Source organism: Deinococcus sp. QL22, assembly GCF_023370075.1.
Lineage (GTDB): Bacteria > Deinococcota > Deinococci > Deinococcales > Deinococcaceae > Deinococcus.
In genome coordinates this window covers 2685161-2706068 of record NZ_CP097149.1, presented here as the reverse complement: position 1 = coordinate 2706068, position 20908 = coordinate 2685161, and the positions used below count along the sequence as shown (strand labels likewise).

The 20908-nt window shown below is 60.3% G+C and carries 17 protein-coding genes and 1 tRNA gene; 9 read left to right on the top strand and 9 right to left on the bottom strand.

Features of this window, described 5'->3' with window-relative positions; all coding sequences use genetic code 11:
• A complete protein-coding gene (locus M1R55_RS13520) occupies positions 1-432 on the bottom strand; it encodes a response regulator (RefSeq protein WP_249392263.1) in 432 nt (143 codons plus the stop codon).
• A gap of 442 nt (positions 433-874) precedes the next feature.
• A complete protein-coding gene (locus tag M1R55_RS13515) occupies positions 875-2095 on the bottom strand; it encodes a type II secretion system F family protein (RefSeq protein ID WP_249392262.1) in 1221 nt (406 codons plus the stop codon).
• A gap of 149 nt (positions 2096-2244) precedes the next feature.
• Between M1R55_RS13515 and M1R55_RS13510 the strand changes: the two genes are divergently transcribed.
• The 3 genes from M1R55_RS13510 to M1R55_RS13500 all read left to right on the top strand — a co-directional run bounded on the left by M1R55_RS13510 (position 2245) and on the right by M1R55_RS13500 (position 4448).
• On the top strand, positions 2245-2922 hold the full coding sequence (locus M1R55_RS13510; RefSeq protein ID WP_249392261.1) for an L-threonylcarbamoyladenylate synthase: 678 nt from the start codon (positions 2245-2247) through the stop codon (positions 2920-2922).
• Positions 2919-3467 carry an SMC-Scp complex subunit ScpB gene (gene scpB / locus M1R55_RS13505; RefSeq protein WP_249392260.1) on the top strand — a complete coding sequence of 183 codons (549 nt, stop codon included), beginning with the start codon at positions 2919-2921 and terminating at the stop codon, positions 3465-3467. The genes M1R55_RS13510 and scpB overlap by 4 nt, the downstream gene beginning before the upstream one ends.
• Before the next feature lie 219 nt (positions 3468-3686).
• Complete coding sequence (locus tag M1R55_RS13500; RefSeq protein WP_249392259.1) at positions 3687-4448, top strand: DUF4388 domain-containing protein; 762 nt, start codon at positions 3687-3689, stop codon at positions 4446-4448.
• Positions 4449-4619: 171 nt separating this feature from the next.
• On the opposite strand, the gene M1R55_RS13495 is transcribed toward M1R55_RS13500, so the two are convergent.
• Positions 4620-5495: a prephenate dehydratase gene (locus M1R55_RS13495; protein WP_249392258.1), complete on the bottom strand. Its 876-nt coding sequence runs from the start codon at positions 5493-5495 to the stop codon at positions 4620-4622.
• 145 nt (positions 5496-5640) lie between these two features.
• On the opposite strand from M1R55_RS13495, the gene M1R55_RS13490 reads away from it, so the two are divergent.
• From M1R55_RS13490 to M1R55_RS13480, 3 genes are all read left to right on the top strand, one after another.
• A complete protein-coding gene (locus M1R55_RS13490; RefSeq protein WP_249392257.1) occupies positions 5641-7107 on the top strand; it encodes an amidase family protein in 1467 nt (488 codons plus the stop codon).
• A 66-nt stretch (positions 7108-7173) separates the two neighbouring features.
• Positions 7174-7248 (top strand) — tRNA-Val (locus M1R55_RS13485).
• A gap of 269 nt (positions 7249-7517) precedes the next feature.
• A complete protein-coding gene (locus M1R55_RS13480; RefSeq protein ID WP_249392256.1) occupies positions 7518-7721 on the top strand; it encodes a hypothetical protein in 204 nt (67 codons plus the stop codon).
• A gap of 133 nt (positions 7722-7854) precedes the next feature.
• Here M1R55_RS13480 and M1R55_RS13475 read toward each other — a convergent pair whose 3' ends face one another.
• A complete protein-coding gene (locus tag M1R55_RS13475; protein ID WP_249392255.1) occupies positions 7855-8394 on the bottom strand; it encodes a metal-binding protein in 540 nt (179 codons plus the stop codon).
• 116 nt (positions 8395-8510) lie between these two features.
• Between M1R55_RS13475 and M1R55_RS13470 the strand changes: the two genes are divergently transcribed.
• A complete protein-coding gene (locus tag M1R55_RS13470; RefSeq protein ID WP_249392254.1) occupies positions 8511-10691 on the top strand; it encodes a S8 family serine peptidase in 2181 nt (726 codons plus the stop codon).
• 114 nt (positions 10692-10805) lie between these two features.
• Here the strand turns inward: M1R55_RS13470 and M1R55_RS13465 are convergent, their stop codons facing one another.
• Together M1R55_RS13465 and M1R55_RS13460 are read right to left on the bottom strand one after the other, a co-directional pair.
• A complete protein-coding gene (locus M1R55_RS13465; RefSeq protein WP_305880266.1) occupies positions 10806-11828 on the bottom strand; it encodes an MDR family oxidoreductase in 1023 nt (340 codons plus the stop codon).
• A gap of 264 nt (positions 11829-12092) precedes the next feature.
• Complete coding sequence (locus M1R55_RS13460) at positions 12093-13244, bottom strand: ATP-binding protein (RefSeq protein WP_249392253.1); 1152 nt, start codon at positions 13242-13244, stop codon at positions 12093-12095.
• A 194-nt stretch (positions 13245-13438) separates the two neighbouring features.
• Between M1R55_RS13460 and M1R55_RS13455 the strand changes: the two genes are divergently transcribed.
• A complete protein-coding gene (locus tag M1R55_RS13455; protein ID WP_249392252.1) occupies positions 13439-13963 on the top strand; it encodes a hypothetical protein in 525 nt (174 codons plus the stop codon).
• Positions 13964-14016: 53 nt separating this feature from the next.
• Here the strand turns inward: M1R55_RS13455 and M1R55_RS13450 are convergent, their stop codons facing one another.
• Together M1R55_RS13450 and M1R55_RS13445 are read right to left on the bottom strand one after the other, a co-directional pair.
• Positions 14017-14967 carry a ring-cleaving dioxygenase gene (locus tag M1R55_RS13450; RefSeq protein ID WP_249392251.1) on the bottom strand — a complete coding sequence of 317 codons (951 nt, stop codon included), beginning with the start codon at positions 14965-14967 and terminating at the stop codon, positions 14017-14019.
• 175 nt (positions 14968-15142) lie between these two features.
• The gene (locus M1R55_RS13445) at positions 15143-16324 is read right to left on the bottom strand and encodes an acetyl-CoA C-acyltransferase (RefSeq protein ID WP_249392250.1); all 1182 of its coding nucleotides are present in this window, start codon (positions 16322-16324) and stop codon (positions 15143-15145) included.
• A 318-nt stretch (positions 16325-16642) separates the two neighbouring features.
• Between M1R55_RS13445 and M1R55_RS13440 the strand changes: the two genes are divergently transcribed.
• Positions 16643-18004: a glycosyltransferase family 2 protein gene (locus M1R55_RS13440; protein ID WP_249392249.1), complete on the top strand. Its 1362-nt coding sequence runs from the start codon at positions 16643-16645 to the stop codon at positions 18002-18004.
• A gap of 223 nt (positions 18005-18227) precedes the next feature.
• On the opposite strand, the gene glgP is transcribed toward M1R55_RS13440, so the two are convergent.
• Positions 18228-20744 (bottom strand): alpha-glucan family phosphorylase, encoded by a 2517-nt coding sequence (glgP, locus tag M1R55_RS13435; RefSeq protein WP_249392248.1) that lies wholly within the window; start codon positions 20742-20744, stop codon positions 18228-18230.
• Positions 20745-20908: the final 164 nt, after the last annotated feature.

The window sequence follows — 20908 nt, the reverse complement described above, 5'->3', positions numbered from 1 at the left end:
CTAATACGCCGAGTCGTTGGGCCGGGTCGTCAGGCGGGCCTGTGTCCAGAACACCACAAAATCTTCAATCTGGGTCAGGAAGGCTTGGAACTCTACTGACTTGACCAGATAGGCGTTGGCATGGAGCGTATAAGCCTTGCGAATATCCTGGGGCGCAGAGGAACCGCTCAGCATGACCACTGGAATCGGACGAAGATGTGGTTGCGCCTTCATCGCTTCCAGCACGGCGAACCCGTCCATACCGGGCATATTAATATCCAGCAGCACGACATCTGGCCGAATTCCGTCTTTATCCATCAGGGCGGCCAGCGCGTCGTCACCGCTTTCCATCATCGTGACTTCGCAGGGTTGCCCGGACAACGAAAAGGCTTCCTCGGCCAGCCCACGTGCCGCCGGATTGTCATCGACCAATAAAACTTGGAGAGGGCGCATCAGGCTCCAGCACAACGGCTGGAACGGAACCTGAGCAAGGCGGGAGTGAACATAGGTCAAGTTTAACGCGTCAGACTTAGGTGCTGTAGATGATTCTACATTAATTAACCTAAAGTCACCTTTAAACTGAGTAACTCTGACGCTCAGCGGCGATGGCCTTGGCGAAGTGCTCAGTCGCATGTACTCCCACTATCTATATGAACCCGTAACTGTGTTTCAAGGGACAGGCTTCACTTATACGCTAAATATGGCGTGTCAATATACCAATCTTGCATATAGATTCAGGCTATCCGCTTCCGTAAGACCACAGCTCGACCAACTAATCAGGTTGGATTTTAGAGACGTCGATCAATTATTTATCTATCGTAGGCCGACAATTGAAATCAGTTGAGTGCTCATTTAGTTGGCAGAAATGCTCATTCTAAATGGCACGCGACAACAACTATTGCGTGAGCTGCCCAATAATGGCAAACATCGGCAAGAACATACCCGCCACAATCGTACCTACAATTCCACCCAGGAATACAATCATTAGAGGCTCAATAGCGGCTGTCAAACTGTCTACTGCCTCATCCACTTCGCGATCATAAAAATCGCCTACCTTACCCAACATGGTATCAAGAGCGCCTGTCTCTTCTCCAATAGATACCATGCTAACGACCATAGGGGGGAAGACTTTACTGGTTGCCAAACTTGAACTCATCTGCTCGCCCACCATCACCACATTCTTGGCATTTTCAATCGTTTCTTCAACGACAGCATTGTTGGCTGTTCCCTTGGTAATTTCAAGACTCTCAATAATATTAACTCCGCTCCCAATAAGCAAACCAAATGTACGAGCAAAAGAACTGATCGCACTCTTCTTGATCAGCGGGCCAAACACAGGAAGACGCAGCTTGATGTCATCGATGACCATGCGACCTTTCGGAGTCTTGTAATACCAGCGGTATGCAAATGCGAAGGCTGCGATGAAGACAAAAACGAGCAAGCCACTATTGCGGAGAAAATCAGAAACTGCCATCAAGAGTTGAGTGATTAGGGGAAGGGGGGCGTCCAATTGTGCCAGGATTCCCGCAAACTGCGGCACGATGGTCGTCAGCAGGAAGTAGGTAATTCCCAGAGCGAAGACCAACACCACGACTGGGTAAGTCAAAGCGCTCTTGAGCTTCCCTCGCAGGGCCAACTCTTTTTCCTGAAAGCTGGCAATTCGTTCCAAAACGCTGTCCAGCGTGCCGCTCGTCTCACCCGCACGCACAAGGTTGATATACAGTCGGTTAAAAATTTTGGGGTGCTTGGCCATCGCTTCGCTCAGAGGCGTACCGCTTTCTACGTCATTGCGCAAAATTTTGAGAATGGCTTGAAAATTCTTACTTTCAATTTGACGCTGCAAAATAGCAAGCGACTGCACCAGGGGCACGCCTGCATTGATAAGTGTCGCCAATTGTTTGCTAAAAATCGCCACTTGCTTCAGTCCGGGTGGACGGTCAGTGAGTCCGGGGATCTTGATGTCGGCGTTGATGCCGCTTTTGGGAGCTTTGATCTCCACAATCATCAGGTTTTTAGAGCGCAGCGTATCGCGCACCTGATTGAGGGTTTCGGCTTCCATCTGGGACTTTAGGACCTTGCCACTCTGGTCCCGGACGCGATATTCGAAGACCGGCATATAGGATCAGTATAGTCGGGAGGGTCTTGCCCGTACCTTACAGAGCTGCGCGGCTTAGAATCCCAAGAACAAAAGGGCCATGACAGACAACCAGGTGGAGCCTGAGGGGATGAAGACCGGGCCTGCTGAATTTGGAAAGGAACCAGACGATGCCGCAACCACACGCCAACCCTCATTTAAGCCTCTCGCCGGAGTATTGGCAGGCCATCCTCGCCCTGGAAGCGGGGCAGATTGTCGGCTATCCCAGTGAAACCGTCTGGGGATTGGCGGCCCACGCAGCGCGCCCGGACGCGGTACAGGCGCTGACGCTCCGCAAGGGCCGGGAGAGAGGCAAGCCTATTCAGGTGTCTTGTTCAAGTCTACGAACGGTGCAGTCAGTTGCCCATTGGAATGCCGGGCTTGACGCAGTGGCCGCCTTTTGGCCCGGCCCGCTCACGGTGGTGACTGCGGCGCGCTCCACTTGCCCGCCTGACCTCGCACCTGGCGGCTGGGTGGGGGTGCGCGTGCCCGATCACCCTGTAATTCAGTCGTTGCTGGCCCAATGCGGCGGCCTCCTCGCCACCACCAGCCTCAATCCCAGCGGGCAACCTGCCGCCCGCACTTTTGCCGAGGCACAGGCCTACGCATTGGCCGATCTGCTGCTGCCCGGTAGCGATCAGGACGGCCATTCCAGTTCAGGTCAAACCGCCGGGATCGCCAGTACCGTCATTCAGTTGCCTGCCGAACCGCAGCAGACGGCGCTGGTGCTGCGTGAAGGCGGGCTGCCTTACCCGCTGCTGGCCGAAGCTCTGGCGCGGGTCGGCATACATCTGGCTTCTCCGACATGACTGGCCCCAATTCTTCTGGCCCCACCCCTTCTGCCCTGATCGGCGCGGCGTTACTGGCCGCCGGACGCCCCGTAACAGTGGCGGAACTGGCCCAACTGCTAACCCTTCCCCCCGAATCGGCGGTGCAGGCCATGACCACCTACAGGCAGGCTTTGGCCGACGCCGACGCCGGATTTACCGTGGAAGCGGTGGCGGGCGGCTACCGTCTGGTGGTGCTGCCCGCCCTCGCCGCGCACCTCGCGCCCCTCCTGTCGCCGCCGCCGTTGCCTGCTCTTAGCGCCGCTGCGCTGGAAGTGTTGGCTATTGTCGCGTACCGCCAACCCGTCACGCGGGCCGAAATAGAAGCCATGCGCGGCGCGAGTGCCGGAACCGTGGTGACCTTGCAAGAGCGCGAACTCGTAAAGGTTTTGGGCCGCAGCGACGCCGTTGGTGGGCCGCTGCTGTACGGTACCACCGACAAGTTTTTGCTGGAGTTTGGCTTATCCAGTGTCAAAGAACTGCCCGAACTGGAAGGAGCAGACTTTTCGCACCTCCTGCGGGGCTGAATTCATGCCATCACCAAACAGGTTCTAGTTGACTGGGGGAACTGCCAGGCAGTTTAAGCCTGTGTTCAAATTTCAATTTGGCGTGTTGCACGAGTCTTTTGCCTGTATTCGGCTGTCTGGGCGTCCCTGTACACATTTACCGAGGTGTCCCAACTGGCAATGTCAGGGAAACGTGAGAAAACCTGTGAAAGTCTCTGTTAGGCTTCACCCTGCGCATCTATGACCAAATCTACATCCAGCCTTGAAACCTTTGACTTTTTGGAATTGCTGTATATGCTTTCCGAAAGCAGCAAAACAGGCGCTCTTTCTGTGCATCGGCCAGATGGTCTTTTTCAGTGCTGGCTCGAACAAGGGCGGGTGCGCCACCTCGAATTTGAAGGTGTCGAGGGCGTGCCCGCCTTGGTCAACTTGCTGCTTGACGCACAGGGGCGATTTCATTTCGATGACGGCCTGACCCACCCTGCGCCCCGCCTGGACGCCACACTGGACGAGGTGGCGTTTGAAGCGCTGGATGGTTCGCCAGAACACACGCCGCTCTTTGATGGCCCCGCCCGCCTGCCCTCACCGCAGCGCGTGGCCGCCATGCGCTGGACACTGCAAGAACAGGACGTGTTGCGCCAGGTCGAGGCCCAGCGCCCCCTGTCCGACCTGACAACCGACCCCGCCGCCCGCCGGATGCTGGCAAAGTTGATCAGGATGGGCCTTCTCACGCCGCGCAAATCCCGCGTGGCCCGCCTGAACGTGACGGTCACCCGTGAAGTCCGCGGCGTGGTCGTGATCGACGACCTGATCCTGAAGCGCTGGAAGGATGACCTGGTGCGCCCTCCGCAACACATCGCTATTCGCGACGACACTGGAAAAATCCACACGTTGCCTGTGCGTGGCGGCCTCGATCTGGGCGCACAACTCCTGATTCCCACCGATCTTCTCATGAGAACCGGGCTGCGGGCCGGAGACAGCGTGCTGGTGCGCCCTGTCTGATTCGGCCTAAGAGCAGGTTGAATAGGGGTTCGGGCAGTGGTTCTCCGGAAATCGACCTGAAAAACTTACTGTCGGGATTCAACCGGAGTCTATAGGAGTAGAGCTAAACCTGTTCTACACGCCACCCGGGAATGTATTCGACCCTTTGAAAACAGACTCCAAGTTTGGAACTTACCCCACCGTATGTTGCGCTACCGGGTAACTGCCGATAATCCGGGCATAACTGGCCTTCCGCAGCACCCCGGCCAGCGCCTGAGCCACTTTCGGATCACGGGCGTCGCCCTCGATGTCTATGTACATCAGGTAGCTCCAGGCCCGGTCACGGCGCGGGCGCGACTCGATGCGCGAGAGGTTGAGGCCGCGCAATTCGTTCAGGGTTTCTACCAGAAAACCGGGTGTGTGGCGTACTGCGAAAATCAGGCTGGTTTTGTGTGGCACGTCCGAAATTTCGCCCTCATGCCGGGACAGGATCATGAATCGCGTGTAGTTGAACGATTCGTCCTCGATTTCGCGGGCCAAGATATTCAGGCCGTACAACTCGGCGGCGCGGGCCGAGGCGATCACGGCTTCATCGCGTGCCCCCCGTGCAGCCAGGTCTTTGGCGCTGCCCGCCGTGTCGTGGGCAGCCACGGGCTGAAGGTTGTGCTTGCGAATCAGCCCCGTGCATTGATCAAGCGCGGGCTGCTGCGACGATACGCGCCGCACGTCCTCCAGTGCTACGCCCGGCAGCGCCATCAGGCAGTGGCTCACGCGCACCACCACTTCACCGATCACGTGCAGTTCGGTATCCGAGAGCAGGTCTATGGCCTGATGAATGGCCCCCATTAGGCTATTTTCGACAGGCAGCACGCCAAAGTCGGCCTCGCCCGATTCCACGGCGCGGGCCACCTCATGAAAGGTAGGATAGCCGCGAGTGTGCGCCGTGTTGGGGACGGCATTCAGCGCCGCAATTTCGCCGTATGCGCCGGGATTGCCCTGAAAAGCCACCATAACGCCCTGCGGTGCTTCAGTAGGTTCAGAAGTGTGACCGATCTCGCCGTGACTCATGCCTGCGAGGCTAGCGCACAGACCGCCGCCGTGCCGAAAGTGGTCTGGAATTGGGCCAGAGGTGAGACTCTAAGGTGAAGACCGCTCGGCCCCAACTTCTTCATTCAGTACACAATCATTCTGGCTCCGGTCTACACTTTTACCCGTGTCCCTAACTTCCCTTTTGCCCGATCCGATCCTAGATCTCGACGTGTGTGCGTTGGCCGCCGCCACGCGCCGGGGCGACTTGACCGCCAGCGAGGTAACAAGGGCCTATCTCTCGCGCCTGAATGCACACAATCCGCGCCTACACGCGGTCATTACTGTAAATCCACAGGCCGAAGCCGACGCCGCGAAACTGGATACCTTGCCGGAAGCCAAGCGTGGGCCGCTGCACGGCGTGCCGCTGCTGATCAAAGACAACATTGACGTGGCGGGCCTGCCGACCACCGCCGGAAGCCTGCTGATGCTGGCGCACATTCCGCCCACCGACGCGCCGCTGGTGGCACGGTTGCGGGCGGCGGGCGCGGTGTTTCTGGGCAAAGCCAACCTGACAGAGTGGGCCAACTTCATGACGCTGGGGATGCCCAACGGGTTTAGTGGCGCGGGCGGCCAAACGGTGAACCCGTGGAACGAGGTGCTGCCGGGCGGCGGCGTGCGCGATACGGGCGGAAGCTCCAGCGGCAGCGGCGTGGCAGTGGCGGCCCGGCTGTGTGCGGCGGCCATCGGCACCGAAACCAGCGGCAGCATCGTCAGTCCAGCGCACCAGAGCGGCGTGGTGGGCGTCAAACCCACCGTAGGGCTGGTGCCGCGTACAGGCGTGGTGCCCATCAGTTCCAGTCAGGATACGGCTGGCCCGCTGACCCGCTCGGTGCGCGACGCGGCGCTGCTGCTGTCGGTGATGGCTGGCCCCGACGAACAGGACGCCGCCAGCCGCCGCCTGCCTGTGCCCGACATGGTTCTTGCCAGCAATGCCCTAGAAGGCGCCCACATCGGCATTATTCGGGATGAGCCGCACCTGACGCCTGAAGAAACGGCGGCCTTGGCGGTGGCCGAAACCCACCTGAAGGCGGCAGGCGCGACCCTGCACGACCTCAACTTCCCCACCCGCGCCGAGGTGGCGGGCTGGCATCTGGAGGTGCTGGAATACGAGTTCAAGGCGACCCTGAATGCCTACCTGAGCGGCGTGCAGCACGGCCCGCACTCCATGGCTGACCTATTGGATCAGATTGATGAAGACCCGGCCCGCCTCGCCCCCTACGGCCAAACGCTGCTGCATGCGGCCAACGGCACACGCGGCGACCTCAGCGAACGCAGCTACGCGCACGCCCGCCAGCGCGACCTTGACCTGAGTGCGACACGCGGCCTGGACGCCCTGTATGCCGAGGGTCTGGACGCCATCGTGTTCCCCGGTATTCACGGCTACGGGATCGTCGCCAAAGCGGGCTATCCCAGCCTCGCGCTGCCCGTGCCGCTGCAAGGCGCGCCCCCCTGCGGCATCCTGCTGACCAGTCCCGCCGGAAGCGACGCCCGCCTGATGGCCTTGGCGGCCCACCTGAATACGGCCCTTGGCGGCGTGCAATTCCCGCCCGATCCCGCTCTCCCCACTGCAACGCCCCAGCCCACCGCTTGACGTTTTGCGCCGCAGTCCCTACCATGTGGGGCCGGATGATCCTGAAAAGGGGAGTCCAGTCGGGTGGGGCGGTTAGCTCAGCGGTAGAGCTTTCGCTTTACACGCGACGGGTCGGGGGTTCGAATCCCTCACCGCCCACCACAAAACCTCGCTTCTGGCGGGGTTTTTTCGTTTGGTCATAAGATTCTGGCGTAACGCGTGCGTAACCGGTGGCCGTTTCCAGCGCACCGTACTAGGAAGCCTCTTCACTTTGTGCTCCACCATCAATATTACTCACCAAAATAAAGACTCGATAAATGACCCTTTATGGAGAAAAGTCTGTTGAGGCGGGACTTTAAGGTCAGGGATAGCCTCAATCGGGCTGGGAACTTGCGCTTTGTCCTCAAAAAAGGTTTAGAATGTCTGAACACATGACACATCTGAAGCTTGAAGAGTTGGTTTCTTACTTCGTGCTGGCGCAACCAAAAGGCTATAACCTCTTGAGCGAACGTGATTTTGTGAGATTGATCGAAGACATCGGACTGGAAGACGCCAACGAATTCAGGCAGATCATCGTGCGCCAACTGCATGAGGGCCGCAATATTCACGTCATTTCAGCCATACTCGCTGCCTGAGCCTGCCCACACATTGCCATTCACGCCGCCCGGAGAGGGCGGTTTTTTTGGCCTGAATGGCAGAGCTCAGTTTGTGGAGAAAAGCCAGCATAAGTCGGTTTTTTCAGGCACAAATTTCTCTCAGCGTCCGCCCCTAAAAACGCTTGCGAATCTTCCTCATGCTGTGCCGCATCCCATGATCGGGGCGCACGCCATCGGCCATCAGGTGCAGCCATTGACTGAGGTAATAGCCGAGCAGCAGCGGCCACAGCGCAGGCCAGAGTTCTGCGACGTTCAGGGTTTGCGGGAAGGTGGGCAGGCGCACACCGGGAAAGACCAGCGAGATCAGGCCGACCCCGATGCCCACCATGATGGCGAGGTAGGCCAGCCGGGTCAGCGGCCCCACCACCCACGTATGAGAGATACCCCGGTGACTGAAGATCATGCCGTAAGGGGCCCACAAAAAGCCCAGCACGCCCCAATAGCGTTTGCTGTTCACGTGGCCCTCGGCCAAATCCAGATCGGGCGAGAGCAGGAAGGTTCCGGCGGCGTAGGCCAGCGAGAAATACACGGCTTGCGTGGGCGAAACAGCCACGACGTTTTGGGCCGAAGCCAGCAAAACGCCGCCCGCCAACACGGAATACGCGGCAACATTGATCAGATTATGAACTCGTCCACTGGGCACGCCGCCCATGATGCATGCTGAGGCACAGGTTTGTCCGTGCAGATTCGGAGGTCGGCGCGCATGTTGCCGGGCTATGGTGCGATTTTGTCAGTCTGGCGTAACACCAATATGCGAATCTAGGGGCAATGAACCGCTCTGTGCCTCTGCGTTTGCCTCTGGCTGCCCTGCTGACCCTGTCGCTGATGGCCTGCACATCCGATCCAGCCCCAGTGGTGCCTCCGCCCGTGGTGGTCGTGCCGCCCGAAGTGCCCGTGACTCCGGCTCCCGGCCCCAGCCGACTCAGCAACCAGACGGTGAACCTTGGTACGGCGCTGTCGGGCACAGCCACGCAGAGCTTTAGCGGCACCTGGAATGTTCGGAATGTTCCCGATTGGCTAGCGGTCTCGGCAACAGCGGGCACCGGAGACGTGAATCTGACCGTAACCGCAGACCGCGTGCAGATGGCGGCGGTGGCGGCCAATGTGCCCACTCTCAGCGGCGATCTGATCCTCAGTTGGGCAGCGGGCACGGCCAGCGGCACCGTGACCTGGAGGGTGACGGCAGACAACTACACCCTGACAGGCCGCGTGCTGGACGGCGCGGCGGCCCAAAGCCTGAGCGTGAGTGGAGCCGATATTCAACTGGGCGAAAAAGAGATAGAGACTCCGGCATTGACCGATGCACGGGGCGTAATCGTCAAGTACCGGGCCACCACCGCCCACAACGCCGTGTTAGACGGCAAGACTCTGAATGCTCAGACCCTCGGAACGCAGCTATCTCCGGGGCAGTTCCAGGGCTTGCAACGCTCTGCTGACCTGCTGAACCGCTTGGGAATCTCGCCCGCCCAGCGCCGGAATCTGGGTGGCCGCGAACTCCTGCTTCAGACGGCTGAAGTTGCGCCTGCGCTCGCTGCACTCCGGGCCGATCCGAATGTGGAATACGCTGTGCCCAATGCCGTGTTGCGCCAGCAGGCCGCCGCGCCCGTGATTCCCAGCGACCAGTACGCGGGCTTGCAGTGGGCCTATCCGCTGATGGGCTACGGGGCCGTGTGGCGCGACATGCAGGGCGGCGCGTACACCCGGCCCATTACGGTGGCGGTCATCGATTCCGGCGTGCGCTTTGATCATCCAGATCTGGCGGGGCAACTGTGGCAACCGGGCGAAGGTGCGCTGGACGTGCTGAGCGAAGCAGGCAACGGCGACGGCAACGGTCTGGACACCGATCCTACCGACCCCAGCACACCGGAGCGGGTACAGAATAGGGCGGTAGACAGCCACGGCACCCATGTGACCGGAATCATCGCCGCTCGCTGGGGCACGATTGCGCCGGTGGGCTGCCCCGCGTGCAGCACCAGCGGCGTGGTCGGTGCGTCGTATCTCGCGCCCATCAAAGTGCTGCCGATCCGGGCCATCGACGTGAACGGCGACATTACACTGGCCGACGTGACCCTCTCGGTGCGCTACGCGGCGGGCCTGAGCGTGCCTGCAATCACCACCAACCCTCACCCGGCACAGGTCATCAATCTGAGCCTCGGCGGAGAGATCAGTGCTGCCGATGCCGCGCCCATGTGTGACGCCATTGCCGAAGCCCGCACTGCCGGGGCGTTGGTGGTGGCCGCAGCGGGCAACGGCGGCAACACCGTGCCTACCTATCCCGCCGCGTGTTCGGCAGCCGTTTCGGTGGGCAGCGTGTCGCTTTCGGGGGCCAGTGCGCCAGAGCACGCGCCCTACAGCAGCGCCTACGACGCCGTGCAACTCAGTGCGCCCGGAGGCACCGACCCCAACAGCCCTACCTCTTTCAATGGCGGCACGTTCAACGGAGCCGCCTTCCCCGACATGATCCTGTCTACGGGTTGGGATTATGGCCGCAATCAGCCCGCCTACATGGCCGAAGCAGGCACGAGTCAGGCCGCGCCGCAGGTGGCTGCCCTGGCCGCCCTACTGCTCAGCAAAGGCGTGACCACGTCGCCCGCCGATACCCTGGCCCGCCTGAACGCCACCGCCACCGACCTCGGCGCAGCAGGACGCGATCCCCAATTCGGCTCCGGCATGATCAACGCCGCCGCTGCCCTGAACGCGCCCGCCACCAGCAACAGTGTGGGCTTGCGCCTGCAAGACTCGCTGGGCAACTCCTATCAGCCTGTGCTGGACAGCCTGGGCCGCTTTACCGCCCTGCTCCCCGACGGCACCTTTCGGGTGGTGGCAGGCCGCGACCTGAACAGCAACGGCGTGTACGGCGAAGTGGGCGAAGCCAAGCAGGAACGCAGCGGGAACCTTGGCCCGAACACGCCCACTACCGATGTGGGAACGCTGACGGTGGGGAACTGAAGCGGGGGTGGCCTAGCAGCCTAAGGAGCTAAAGATGAGGGTCTAAGGTGTTGGGGCGGAAGCGTTTGCCCTTCCTTAGACCCTTTACCCTTAGACCGCCCGAAACTTATCTTCTCAGCCCCCGACCTCGATGACCACGCGCCCGCGCACCTGTCCGGCCAGAATCTGCTGGGCCAGCGCGGGCACGTCTTCTAGCGGGTGAATCTGGGTCATGGCCTGCAACTGTTCGGCGGGCAGGTCGCGGGCCAGGCGTTCCCATGCAGCCTGGCGGCGGGGCATGGGGCAAGTCACCGAATCTATTCCGATCAGCATGACGCCGCGCAAAATGAAGGGAAACACGCTGGTCGGAAGGTCGCTGCCGCCCGCCAAGCCGCAGGCCGCCACTGCGCCGTGCGTACGCGTCGAGGCGATGGCTCCGGCCAGCGTTGCGCCGCCCACGCTGTCTATGACGCCTGCCCAGCGCTCCTTTTCCAGCGGGCGTTTCAGGGCAGGCAAGTCCTCGCGCCCGATAACGTTGGCGGCCCCCAGGCTCCGCAAATAGTCGGCCTCGGCGGGTCGGCCTGTGCTGGCCGTCACAGTAAAACCTGCGGCGGCCAGGAGTGCGACGGCCACGCTGCCTAAGCCGCCTGCCGCGCCCGTGACCAGCACCTCTCCCCTGTCCGGCGTCACGCAGTGATCTTCGAGGGCCAATACCGCCAGCATGGCTGTAAAACCCGCCGTGCCCACGCTCATGGCCCACTGGGGGGTGGTTCCGGGTGGCAGAGGCACCAACCATTCGGAGCGCACCCGCGCCCGCTGAGCATAGCCGCCATCGGTGCGCTCGCCCTGGCCCCAGCCCGTCAGAATCACAGCGTCGCCCGGTTGCCACTGGCCCGATTCGCAGGAGATGACCTTGCCGACCAGATCGATGCCCGGAGTCATCGGGTAACTGCGGAGCACGCCGGGTTTGCCTGCCACCGCCAGCCCGTCTTTGTAGTTCAGGCTGGAATACTGCACCTGTACCAACGTGTCTGCTTCAGGCAGGGCCGACAACGGCAGAGTTTGAAACTCGGCCCGAATGCCCGCCTCATCTTTCACCATCCGCAGGGCGCGGAATCCTTGGTTCGCATCTTCAATCGTGGCTCCAACTTGGGTCATAAATGCTGTCTCCTTGGGTAGAGGATCAGCCTAACGCGCCGCCGCCCCAAACGCGAAGAACCGTATGGAGAAGGTAAAAACGGGGGCGCAGTGGAGCCGTCTTCCACCCTGCAGCCCTATTTCCCTTCTCCATACAGGCCTAGAGCAGCCCTCCGAATTACGCCACCGGAAAAACAGACTTCCGGTCGCTCCATTCTCCGTACTGCTCGTCTAAATTCACTCGCTCCGCTCGGTCATAAAGAAGGTCTCTTTATGACAAATGCTCTAATTCAGCAATTCGGCAAAATCCTCGTCGTCGCCGTCCTGAGCCAGTGGCAGCGTAAAGGTAAAGGTCGCGCCCTTGCCCCGCTCGGATTCCACAAAAATGGTGCCGCCGTGTTCCTCAATCGCCAGCTTGCAAAAGGCCAAACCCATCCCGGTATCAAAGCGCCCATGCAGCGTCAGGCGGCTCTGCTCGAAAGCGGCGAACAGGTTGGGAATATCGTCGGCGGGAATGCCCTCGCCATCGTCGCGGATCACGAATTGCACGTCCTCTTTGCCCTGCCGCACGATCAGGGTAATCACGCCGCCTGTGGTGGTGTGCTTCATGGCATTGCTGATCAGGTTAGCCATCACGCGGCGCAGAATTTCGGGGTCTGCGCTGGCGGGGCTGAGGCCAGGTTCCACTTCTACCCGCACATGACGGTCACGCAGGCCGCTGCCCACATCGCCGCGCGAGAGTTCGATGACTTCCAAAAACATCGGGCTGAACATCAGTTCGCGGCGCAGGTTCATCTTTCCGGCCTGAATCTTGCGGACATCCAACATATTCACGGCGAGGTGCAGCAAATGCTGGGTTTCGTCGCGGGCCACTTTAATCAGGTCGCGGGAATCGTCGGGCACACGGGAATCGTCTTCTACAACTTCCAGCAGGCCCATCACGGCGGCAATCGGGTTCTTCAGGTCGTGCACCAGCATATGCACCAGCTGATCCCGAATCCGTTCCTCGTGTTCCCAGGTATCCATGCGGCGCTGCAACTGCGCTACCCGCTCTTGGGTTTCGTGGTGCTGCTGTGCCCGCCACAGCATCGTTTTCACCTGCGTGGCGACTGCCTCTACTGGCGTTGTATCGCTGATCAGGGCGTCGGCTCCGGCGACCAACAGCGCCCCCAGCCCCTGCGTGCCCACTGCCAGCCAGTGTGTGCCCGCCAACTCTGCCCGTTGCCGCAGGAGCGGGAGCACCTGCGCCAGCGGCACACCGGGCGTATCGGTGTACAGCAGCACCACATGAGGCGGCCTCACATGCGCTTCACGTAGAAGGGTCTCGGCATCACTGATGTAAATCACCTGGGCAACAGGCAATGCAGAAGCGAGAAGTGACGCACGGGAACGATCCCGCGAGACGACGAAAACAACTTGAGAATCAACGGAAGCCATGCTTAGGCGCAAGTGTAGCGCGGCTTTCCCTGATGTGGGGCATGAGGGAAGACTTAAGAGGCCATAAATGACGGCTTGTTCACGTGGTACGCTGAAGATGTCAAGATTGCTCACACACCCGCGCCCCTAGAGAGTCTCAAGAGGCCTTAAGGACACATCACGTCCACATCAGCTTGATGCGTGACAGTAGGGGTATGAAGAAATTGTTGCTGGGACTGGTCGGATTGAGCGCAGCGTTGGCAAGTTGCGGTGTGACAGTTGATGTAGGTGGGCCAGTAACGATCACTGCCCTGAATTCTTATACGACTGATTGGTATCGCAATGTCGCCGACGGAAACGGCGGTACGAAGCCTGAGTACGTCATCTGTGATAATCGGAATACAACTGTGCTTATGGACGTAAGTTGGGTTGGCACATTGGCCCAGTTGGATGTTAGATTTGAAGGTTCTCAGGGTGGCGTCCTTCCCAAGTCCACTGGACAGTTTTCTCCTGACTCCTCTGGCAATGACGTATTCAGCTATGTGTTTGGGCCAAATATGGCTCCATTGAGTTTCAAAAAATCTGGACTTTCGGCTCAGGCACTCAAAGCTCAGGCCATCATTGTTAACCCCGTCAACAAAGGAACTACATTTGTAACCATCTCTGGATACACTCCCAGTGGGATTATGAGTAACGAACTCAAAGCTCCACAAGGTATCCCGGTAGTTGATTGTCTATAAGCTCGTTTAAACAAGGCCGCCTCTAATCGGGGCGGCCTTTCTCTATTTCCAATTCACCCGACAGGCTTTAACCCAGCTTCGATCTGCGCCCGCTTAGGCTCCAGAAAGGGGGCCAGCACGAGCTTTTCTCCCAATTTATCGGCGTCCTCGTCTACGCCAAAGCCGGGGCCATCGGTGGCAAGCTCGATCAGAATGCCCTGCGGCTCGCGGTAGTAGATGGACTGGAACCAATGGCGGTCTACTTCCCCACTGGTGCGGAGGCCCAAGCTGCCTAATTTGGCGTTCCAGTCGTGGTATTGGTCATCGTGAACGCGCAGGGCAATGTGATGCACGCCGCCTGCACCGGGCCGCGCCGGGGCCAAATCGGGCCGAATCTGCACATGAAGCTCGGCGTGTGGGCCGCCCTCTGCCATCTGGTACACGTGAATGGTATGGGCTGGATTGGCCGGATCGGGATACGTGCCAGCGGCGGTCAAGCCATACACACGGGTCAGCACACGGTCGGTGGGAAAAAGGCTGGGCAGGGTCAGTTCGCTGGGGCCGAGACCAGCAATCTGATGGGCGGCGGGAATGACGCTGGCAGCCCACGTTTGCCCGCTGGGGCCACCTTCCAGAAGGCTGAGGCGTTGGCCTTCGGGGTCGGTAAAATCGAGGCTCGCGCGGCCTGCGCGTTGGCTGTGGGTCGTGTTTATGCCCTGTGCCGCCAAGTAGTCGGCCCACCATGTCAGGCTGCCGTCTGGCACACGCAAACTGGTTCTGGAAATAGAATTGTTGCCCGGCGTTTCCGGCGGTACAGGCCACTCGAAAAACGTCAGGTCGCTGCCGGGATTGCCTGCACCATCGGCAAAAAACAGGTGGTAGGCGCTGGGGTCGTCCTGATTTACAGTCTTTTTGACCATGCGCATGCCCAGAACGCCCACATAAAAGGCGTGATTGGCAGGTGCGTTGGCAGTAACGGCCGTGACGTGATGCATACCGTGTGGAATGAGAGAAAAGGCAGTCATGCCCTCAGTATAAACCGTTTGATGTTAAGCGATTGTAGTGGAGTAGCGAGAAGAGAAGTCTAAAGGTTCAGGGTCTAAGGTCTGAGAAGAGGGGGTTGGGCCGCCAAGCCGAACGCAAAGCAGGCACAGAAAAAGGCGGAAAGCACTTGGCCTTCCGCCCTTATCCGTCAGAGGGTTACAGCACTTCGAACAGACCCGCTGCGCCCATGCCGCCGCCCACACACATGGTCACCACGACATGCTTTGCGCCCCGGCGTTTGCCTTCGATCAGGGCGTGCCCGGTCAGGCGTGCGCCGCTCATGCCGTAGGGGTGGCCCACGCTGATGCTGCCGCCATCGACGTTGTAAATTTCGGGGTCGATGCCCAGTTGATCGCGGCAATAGATGCCCTGCACCGCAAAAGCCTCGTTCAGTTCCCAGAGATCAATGTCGCCAATGCTGAGGCCGTGGCGCTTGAGCAGCTTGGGCACGGCGAAGATAGGGCCGATGCCCATTTCGTCGGGCTCGCACCCATGCACCGCAAAGCCTTTAAACAGTCCGAGTGGTTGCAGGCCACGTTCGCGGGCAAGGTCGCCGCTCATCACCACACAGGCCGAAGCGCCGTCGCTGAGCTGCGAGGCGTTGCCCGCCGTGATCACGCCGCCCTCGATGACGGGCTTCAGCTTGGACAGCCCTTCCAGCGTGGTGTCGGGGCGGTTGCCTTCATCCTGCGTCACGGTCACTTCACGGCTGGAAATCTCGCCGGTGGCCTTGTCCTGCACCTTCATAGAGGCGGTCATGGGTACGATTTCGGCGTCGAATCGGCCTTCACGCTGCGCCGCTGCCGTGCGCTGCTGGCTCATAAAACCGTATTCATCCTGCGCCTCGCGGGAAATGCCGTAGCGTTTGGCAACCACTTCGGCGGTTTGAAGCATGGGCATGTAAATATCGGGCTTGTGCTCTTTCAGCCACTCACCGATCAGGCGATATTTGTTGGCGTGTTCGTTTTGCGTCAGGCTGATGCTTTCCATGCCGCCCGCCACGTACACGTCGCCCTGTCCGGCCATGACGTGATTGGCCGCCAGCGCGATGGTTTGCAGGCCGCTGGAGCAAAAGCGGTTGACCGTCACACCCGACACGCCCACCGGAAAGCCGGAGCGCAGCACGATCTGTCGGGCGATGTTGCTGCCCGTTGCGCCTTCGGGGTTACCCACCCCAAAAATCAGGTCTTCGATTTCGGCAGGGTCAATTCCGGCCCGCGTGACAGCGTGCGTGACCGCGTGTGCGCCGATGTCCGAACCGTGCGTGTCGTTCAGGTAGCCCCGGTAAGCTTTGCCGATGGGCGTGCGGGCCGTAGAAACAATGACGGCTTCTGGCATGGTGAAACTCCTTGAAAGTGGGCCGGGCAGATTGCCCGTGAGGGGCGAAAAATGGATTTGGACTGAGTACAGTCTAGAGGATTGGCAGACCAGACGTGATGGCTTCTGCATCAAACCCGGCTACCCGGCCTGTATTTCTGATCAGCCCACCAAGCCTATGGGGTCAAGACTTGCAACCACTCCTCATGTGCAGGCGGTAAAACACGTCCCAAAGCTTCTTTCACGCTTACACCCCCGCTTATGCCCTAGTCATCGCCCAACAAAATTGAGATAGTGTGCCGTGCCCGCGATGTCTTGCCTCGCCCGGAGTTTGCCCTGATGAATCCTCTGTTTTTGATTGATATTGCTGGCCTGTTGCTGTTTTTGATGTACGCGGTTCACCAGACCGTCAGTGCGCTGCGGCCCCGGCCCAGGCCGCCTGTGGCCGAACGCGGTGTGACCCTGACCTTCCTGATTCCGGCCATGAACGAAGAAGCGGTGATTGCGGCTACCCTGCAAAATCTGCGTTCTACCGTACCCGAAGCGCGCGTAATGGTTATTGACGACGCCAGTGCCGACGCCACCGCTGCCATCGTGGAGCAGTACAGCCGAACCGACCCGATGATTGCACTGCTGCGGCGGGTGGCCCCCGAAGCGCAGGAGAACAAAGGCCGCGCCCTGAATTGGGCGGTGGCACGGCTGATGCAGGCGCCCTGGCTGGCGGGCCAAGACCTGAGTCAGCATGTGGTGGTGGTGCTGGACGCCGATGGCCGCGTCAGCAGCGATTTCGCCCCCCAAGTTCGCGGAGCTTTCCAGAACCCCGACGTGATGGCGGCCCAAGGCTGGATGCGTTTCCGACCTGTAGAGGTCAAAGACGGCGGCGTGCGCGGGCTGATTTCCAAAATGCTGATTTTTCAGCAAGACCTGGAAACCTTTATCGTCGGTCATATTCAGCGGCTGCGGGCCAGTGGCGGCGTGGCCTCGCTGACCGGCAACGGCCAGTGCATGCGCCTGAGTTACCTCAGCCATCAGCTTGGGCAGGGCAAAACCCCCTGGCCCGACGTGCTGCTCGAAGACTTTGGCAGCGTCATGGAAATCGTGTTGGACAACCCCCGGCATAGGGTGGCGCTCCTGCCCGCCCACATCATGCAGCAGGGCATTCTCGATCCCCGCGCCTTTGTCAAGCAGCGTGCCCGCTGGACTCAGGGCGCGTTGCAATGTCTGCCGTACCTCACGCGGCTCTGGAAGTCGGGCGCAAGTCCGATCACGCGGCTTGATTTCACCTACTTCATCCTGTCGCCGTGGCTGAACATCGTGCTGATCGTGAGTATCGCCAGTCAGCTTCTTCGCCGCGTTTTCGGCTGGCAGGGCCTGTTGCTGCCCGAATGGATGGGCGTCATTCTGACTGTCGTGCCGCTGATGATTCAACTGAACTGGGCCGTGCGCTTCCGCAACGAAAAGGGACTGTCCTGGTGGAGCCTACCCTACGCCCTGATCAGTTTGCCGGTGTACGGCGCAGCCCTGCTGTGTAGCCTGCCGCTGGCCTACTCCAACTATCTGCGCCGCCAAAATACCTGGTTTAAAGGCACGCGTTATGTGGAGCAGGAGCCAACGCCGACGCCGCACATCAGCAGCAGGCCACACCACACGGCCCCCCACACGTCAGATCAGCCCCAACGGAGCCTGAGTTCCGGCGACTGAGGGCAGATTGGGGAATACGGAAGGCGGGCCAGAGAATCTACTCTGGCCCGCCTTCCGTTTGCTTTGAGCGCATAAATGTGACGGATTTTGTGGGAGGCTGGGAAGCTGTCAGACGAACTCTGCCTCAGAACATGTCCGAGGGACTATCTATCCAGCGCATGAAAACCAGAGCGGCAGGCCACCTCGCCCACCGCTCCAGATTGTTGCTGCTCTAGCTGCTAACTCAGGCCCATTTAATCAGGCCCAGCTCCAGCTCGTTGCTCAGGCCCGCAATTTCGGGCACCATCCGCACGCCGATGGAATACAGGCCGCTGTCGTTCAGAGGCACCTGCGCCGTGTAGGTGTTGTTCTGATTGTAGGTCAGCGGCACGCGGGTACGGAGTTCGCCACGCGACAGCACGGCTTCCACCTTCAGTTCCTCGGGGTTGATGCCTGCTGGATTCACGTTGGCCGTGACAGTCACGAGTTGGCCGGGCTGCGCGGTGGTGGGCAGATTGGCGCTGGCCGTGATCTGGGTGTGGGGCCACTGCTGGCGCACCCAGGTTTTCCATCCGGCAATCTGGCGGGCGCTGGCGCTGTCGTCGGCGGCCAATGCCTCGCCGCGCACGCTGAGGGGAATGTAGAACTGGCGCACGTAATCGATGACCTGACGCTGCATAGAAAAGCGCGGGCTACAGGTTTCGATGGCGCGGCGAACGGTGTGCGCCCAGGAGTCGGCTCCGGCCAATTCGCCGTAATAGCGGGGCACGATGTCGTTCTCCAGGTGGCTGTACAGGCTATAGGCGTCGGCGTCGTCTTGCAGGTTCAGGTCGGCGTATTCGCGCTCGTCGCCAATCGGCCAGCCGTTGGTGTTGTCGTAGCCTTCGCGCCACCAACCGTCCAGCACGCTGAAATTGGGACTGCCGTTAAAGCTGGCCTTCATGCCGCTGGTACCCGAGGCTTCCAGCGGGCGGCGCGGATTGTTCAGCCAGATGTCCACGCCCTGCACGAGGTGGCGGGCCACGTTCATATCGTAGTTTTCCAGAATCACGATCTTGCCCCGGAATTCGGGTTCCTGCGACACGCGGTAGATTTCCTGAATAAAGGCCTTACCGGGGTTATCGGCGGGGTGGGCCTTGCCCGCAAACACGAACTGCACAGGCCGCTCCGGGTTGTTGATGATGGCGTTCAGGCGGGCCTTGTCGCGGAACAGCAGGGTGGCCCGCTTGTAGGTCGCAAAGCGGCGGGCAAAGCCGATGGTCAGGGCGTTTTCGGAGAGCAGGTGATCGGTGGCGGCCACATCTGCGGCGCTGGCCCCGTTTCTGGTCATCTGCTCGCGCTGGCGGCTCCGCACGAAGCCCACCATTTCGCGCTTCATGGTGCGCTGCACGTCGCTGAGCTGAGAATCGGTGAGGTTGTCCACGGCCTTCCACATGTCCTCGTCTTCAAGGCGCTCCGTCCAGTCGGCGGGCAGCACCGTGCCCAGCAGGTCGCGCATGGCCTGAGACGTAAAGGTCAGGTTGTGCGCCCCGTTGGTGACGTGGCCGATGGGCACTTCTTCGGGGGTCGCGCCTTCGTACAGGAAGTTCCACATTTTGCGGCTGACTTCGCCGTGCAGTTCCGAAACCCCGTTGGCGGCGCGGCTCATGTTCAGGGCGAACACGGTCATAGAGAAACTGGGAACCCAGTGGCCGTCCCAGAATTGATCGTGGCGGGCCAGGCCGTACAGGTCGTCGCGGCTGGCATTCATCAGCGCGGGCCACTTGCCGATGTACTTGTCCATCAGTTCATAGGTAAAGGCGTCGTTTCCGGCGGGTACGGGCGTGTGGGTGGTAAACAGCGTGCTGCTCGCCACCGTTTCTACGGCGCTGCGGAAATCGAGGCCGCCTGCCACGTATTCGCGCACGCGCTCCAGGCCCATCAGGGCGGCGTGGCCCTCGTTCATGTGGTACACGCTGCCGGGGATGTTCAGCACGCGCAGGGCACGGATGCCCGCCACGCCCAACAACACGTACTGCTGCACCCGGAGTTCCTGATTGCCGCCGTACAAGCGGGCCGTCAGCTTGCGGTCGTCCTCGCTGTTTTCGGGCACGTTGGTATCCAGCAAAATCACGCGGATTCGGCCAATTTGCAGGTTCCAGAGGCGCACATGCACGTCACGGCTGCCAATTCGCACCTTCACGCGGGCCTGAACGCCGTCGGTTCCCAGCGCGGGCGTGATGGGCAACGTGGTCAGGTCAAGTTCGTCGTAGGCTTCTTCTTGCCAGCCGTCCTTGTTAAACAGCTGCCGGAAGTAGCCCTGATGAAACAGCATGCCGATGGCGGTAAAGGGCAAGCCCAAATCGGAGGCACTCTTGCAGTGGTCGCCCGCCAGCACACCGAGGCCGCCCGAATAGATGGGCAGCGACTCGTGGTAGGCGTACTCCATGCTGAAATAAGCCACCGGCTTCAGGTGCCCAGCGTTTTTGCTCGCCCACGTGTCTTTTTTGTTCATGTACGCATCAAAATCGGCCATGACCTGCGTGTAGCGGGCCACATACGCAGGGTCGGCGGCGACGGCCAACAGGCGCTCCTGCGGCACTTCCAGCATGGTGCGAACCGGGTTGCGGTGGAAACGCTCCCAAATTTCGGAATTCAGTTCGGAATACAGGGCCTGGGCGTGCGGAGTCCAAGACCAGTACAGGTTGTAGGCGAGTTCTGAAAGCCGTGCGATGGCCTCCGGCAATTGAGGCAAGACGGTCACTTTCCCGATAACGTTCATACCCCCTGAGCTTACACCATTCCCGCCCGTTCACCTGTTTGGACAAATGCCGTATCAGACGCATAAAATACACGCTGTCCATACATCTTGGCTTGCGTAAGCGAGTGAACAGGGTGTGAATATTATCACACAGCAGGAATGGACAACCCTGACTGTTCATCATC

Excerpts from the sequence above, each read along its gene's own strand:
- M1R55_RS13520 (WP_249392263.1), bottom strand. The coding sequence starts at position 432 with ATGCGCCCTCTCCAAGTTTTATTGGTCGATGACAATCCGGCGGCACGT.
- M1R55_RS13515 (WP_249392262.1), bottom strand. The coding sequence starts at position 2,095 with ATGCCGGTCTTCGAATATCGCGTCCGGGACCAGAGTGGCAAGGTCCTA.
- M1R55_RS13510 (WP_249392261.1), top strand. The coding sequence starts at position 2,245 with ATGCCGCAACCACACGCCAACCCTCATTTAAGCCTCTCGCCGGAGTAT.
- scpB (WP_249392260.1), top strand. The coding sequence starts at position 2,919 with ATGACTGGCCCCAATTCTTCTGGCCCCACCCCTTCTGCCCTGATCGGC.
- M1R55_RS13500 (WP_249392259.1), top strand. The coding sequence starts at position 3,687 with ATGACCAAATCTACATCCAGCCTTGAAACCTTTGACTTTTTGGAATTG.
- M1R55_RS13495 (WP_249392258.1), bottom strand. The coding sequence starts at position 5,495 with ATGAGTCACGGCGAGATCGGTCACACTTCTGAACCTACTGAAGCACCG.
- M1R55_RS13480 (WP_249392256.1), top strand. The coding sequence starts at position 7,518 with ATGACACATCTGAAGCTTGAAGAGTTGGTTTCTTACTTCGTGCTGGCG.
- M1R55_RS13475 (WP_249392255.1), bottom strand. The coding sequence starts at position 8,394 with ATGGGCGGCGTGCCCAGTGGACGAGTTCATAATCTGATCAATGTTGCC.
- M1R55_RS13470 (WP_249392254.1), top strand. The coding sequence starts at position 8,511 with ATGAACCGCTCTGTGCCTCTGCGTTTGCCTCTGGCTGCCCTGCTGACC.
- M1R55_RS13465 (WP_305880266.1), bottom strand. The coding sequence starts at position 11,828 with ATGACCCAAGTTGGAGCCACGATTGAAGATGCGAACCAAGGATTCCGC.
- M1R55_RS13460 (WP_249392253.1), bottom strand. The coding sequence starts at position 13,244 with ATGGCTTCCGTTGATTCTCAAGTTGTTTTCGTCGTCTCGCGGGATCGT.
- M1R55_RS13455 (WP_249392252.1), top strand. The coding sequence starts at position 13,439 with ATGAAGAAATTGTTGCTGGGACTGGTCGGATTGAGCGCAGCGTTGGCA.
- M1R55_RS13450 (WP_249392251.1), bottom strand. The coding sequence starts at position 14,967 with ATGACTGCCTTTTCTCTCATTCCACACGGTATGCATCACGTCACGGCC.
- M1R55_RS13445 (WP_249392250.1), bottom strand. The coding sequence starts at position 16,324 with ATGCCAGAAGCCGTCATTGTTTCTACGGCCCGCACGCCCATCGGCAAA.
- M1R55_RS13440 (WP_249392249.1), top strand. The coding sequence starts at position 16,643 with ATGAATCCTCTGTTTTTGATTGATATTGCTGGCCTGTTGCTGTTTTTG.
- glgP (WP_249392248.1), bottom strand. The coding sequence starts at position 20,744 with ATGAACGTTATCGGGAAAGTGACCGTCTTGCCTCAATTGCCGGAGGCC.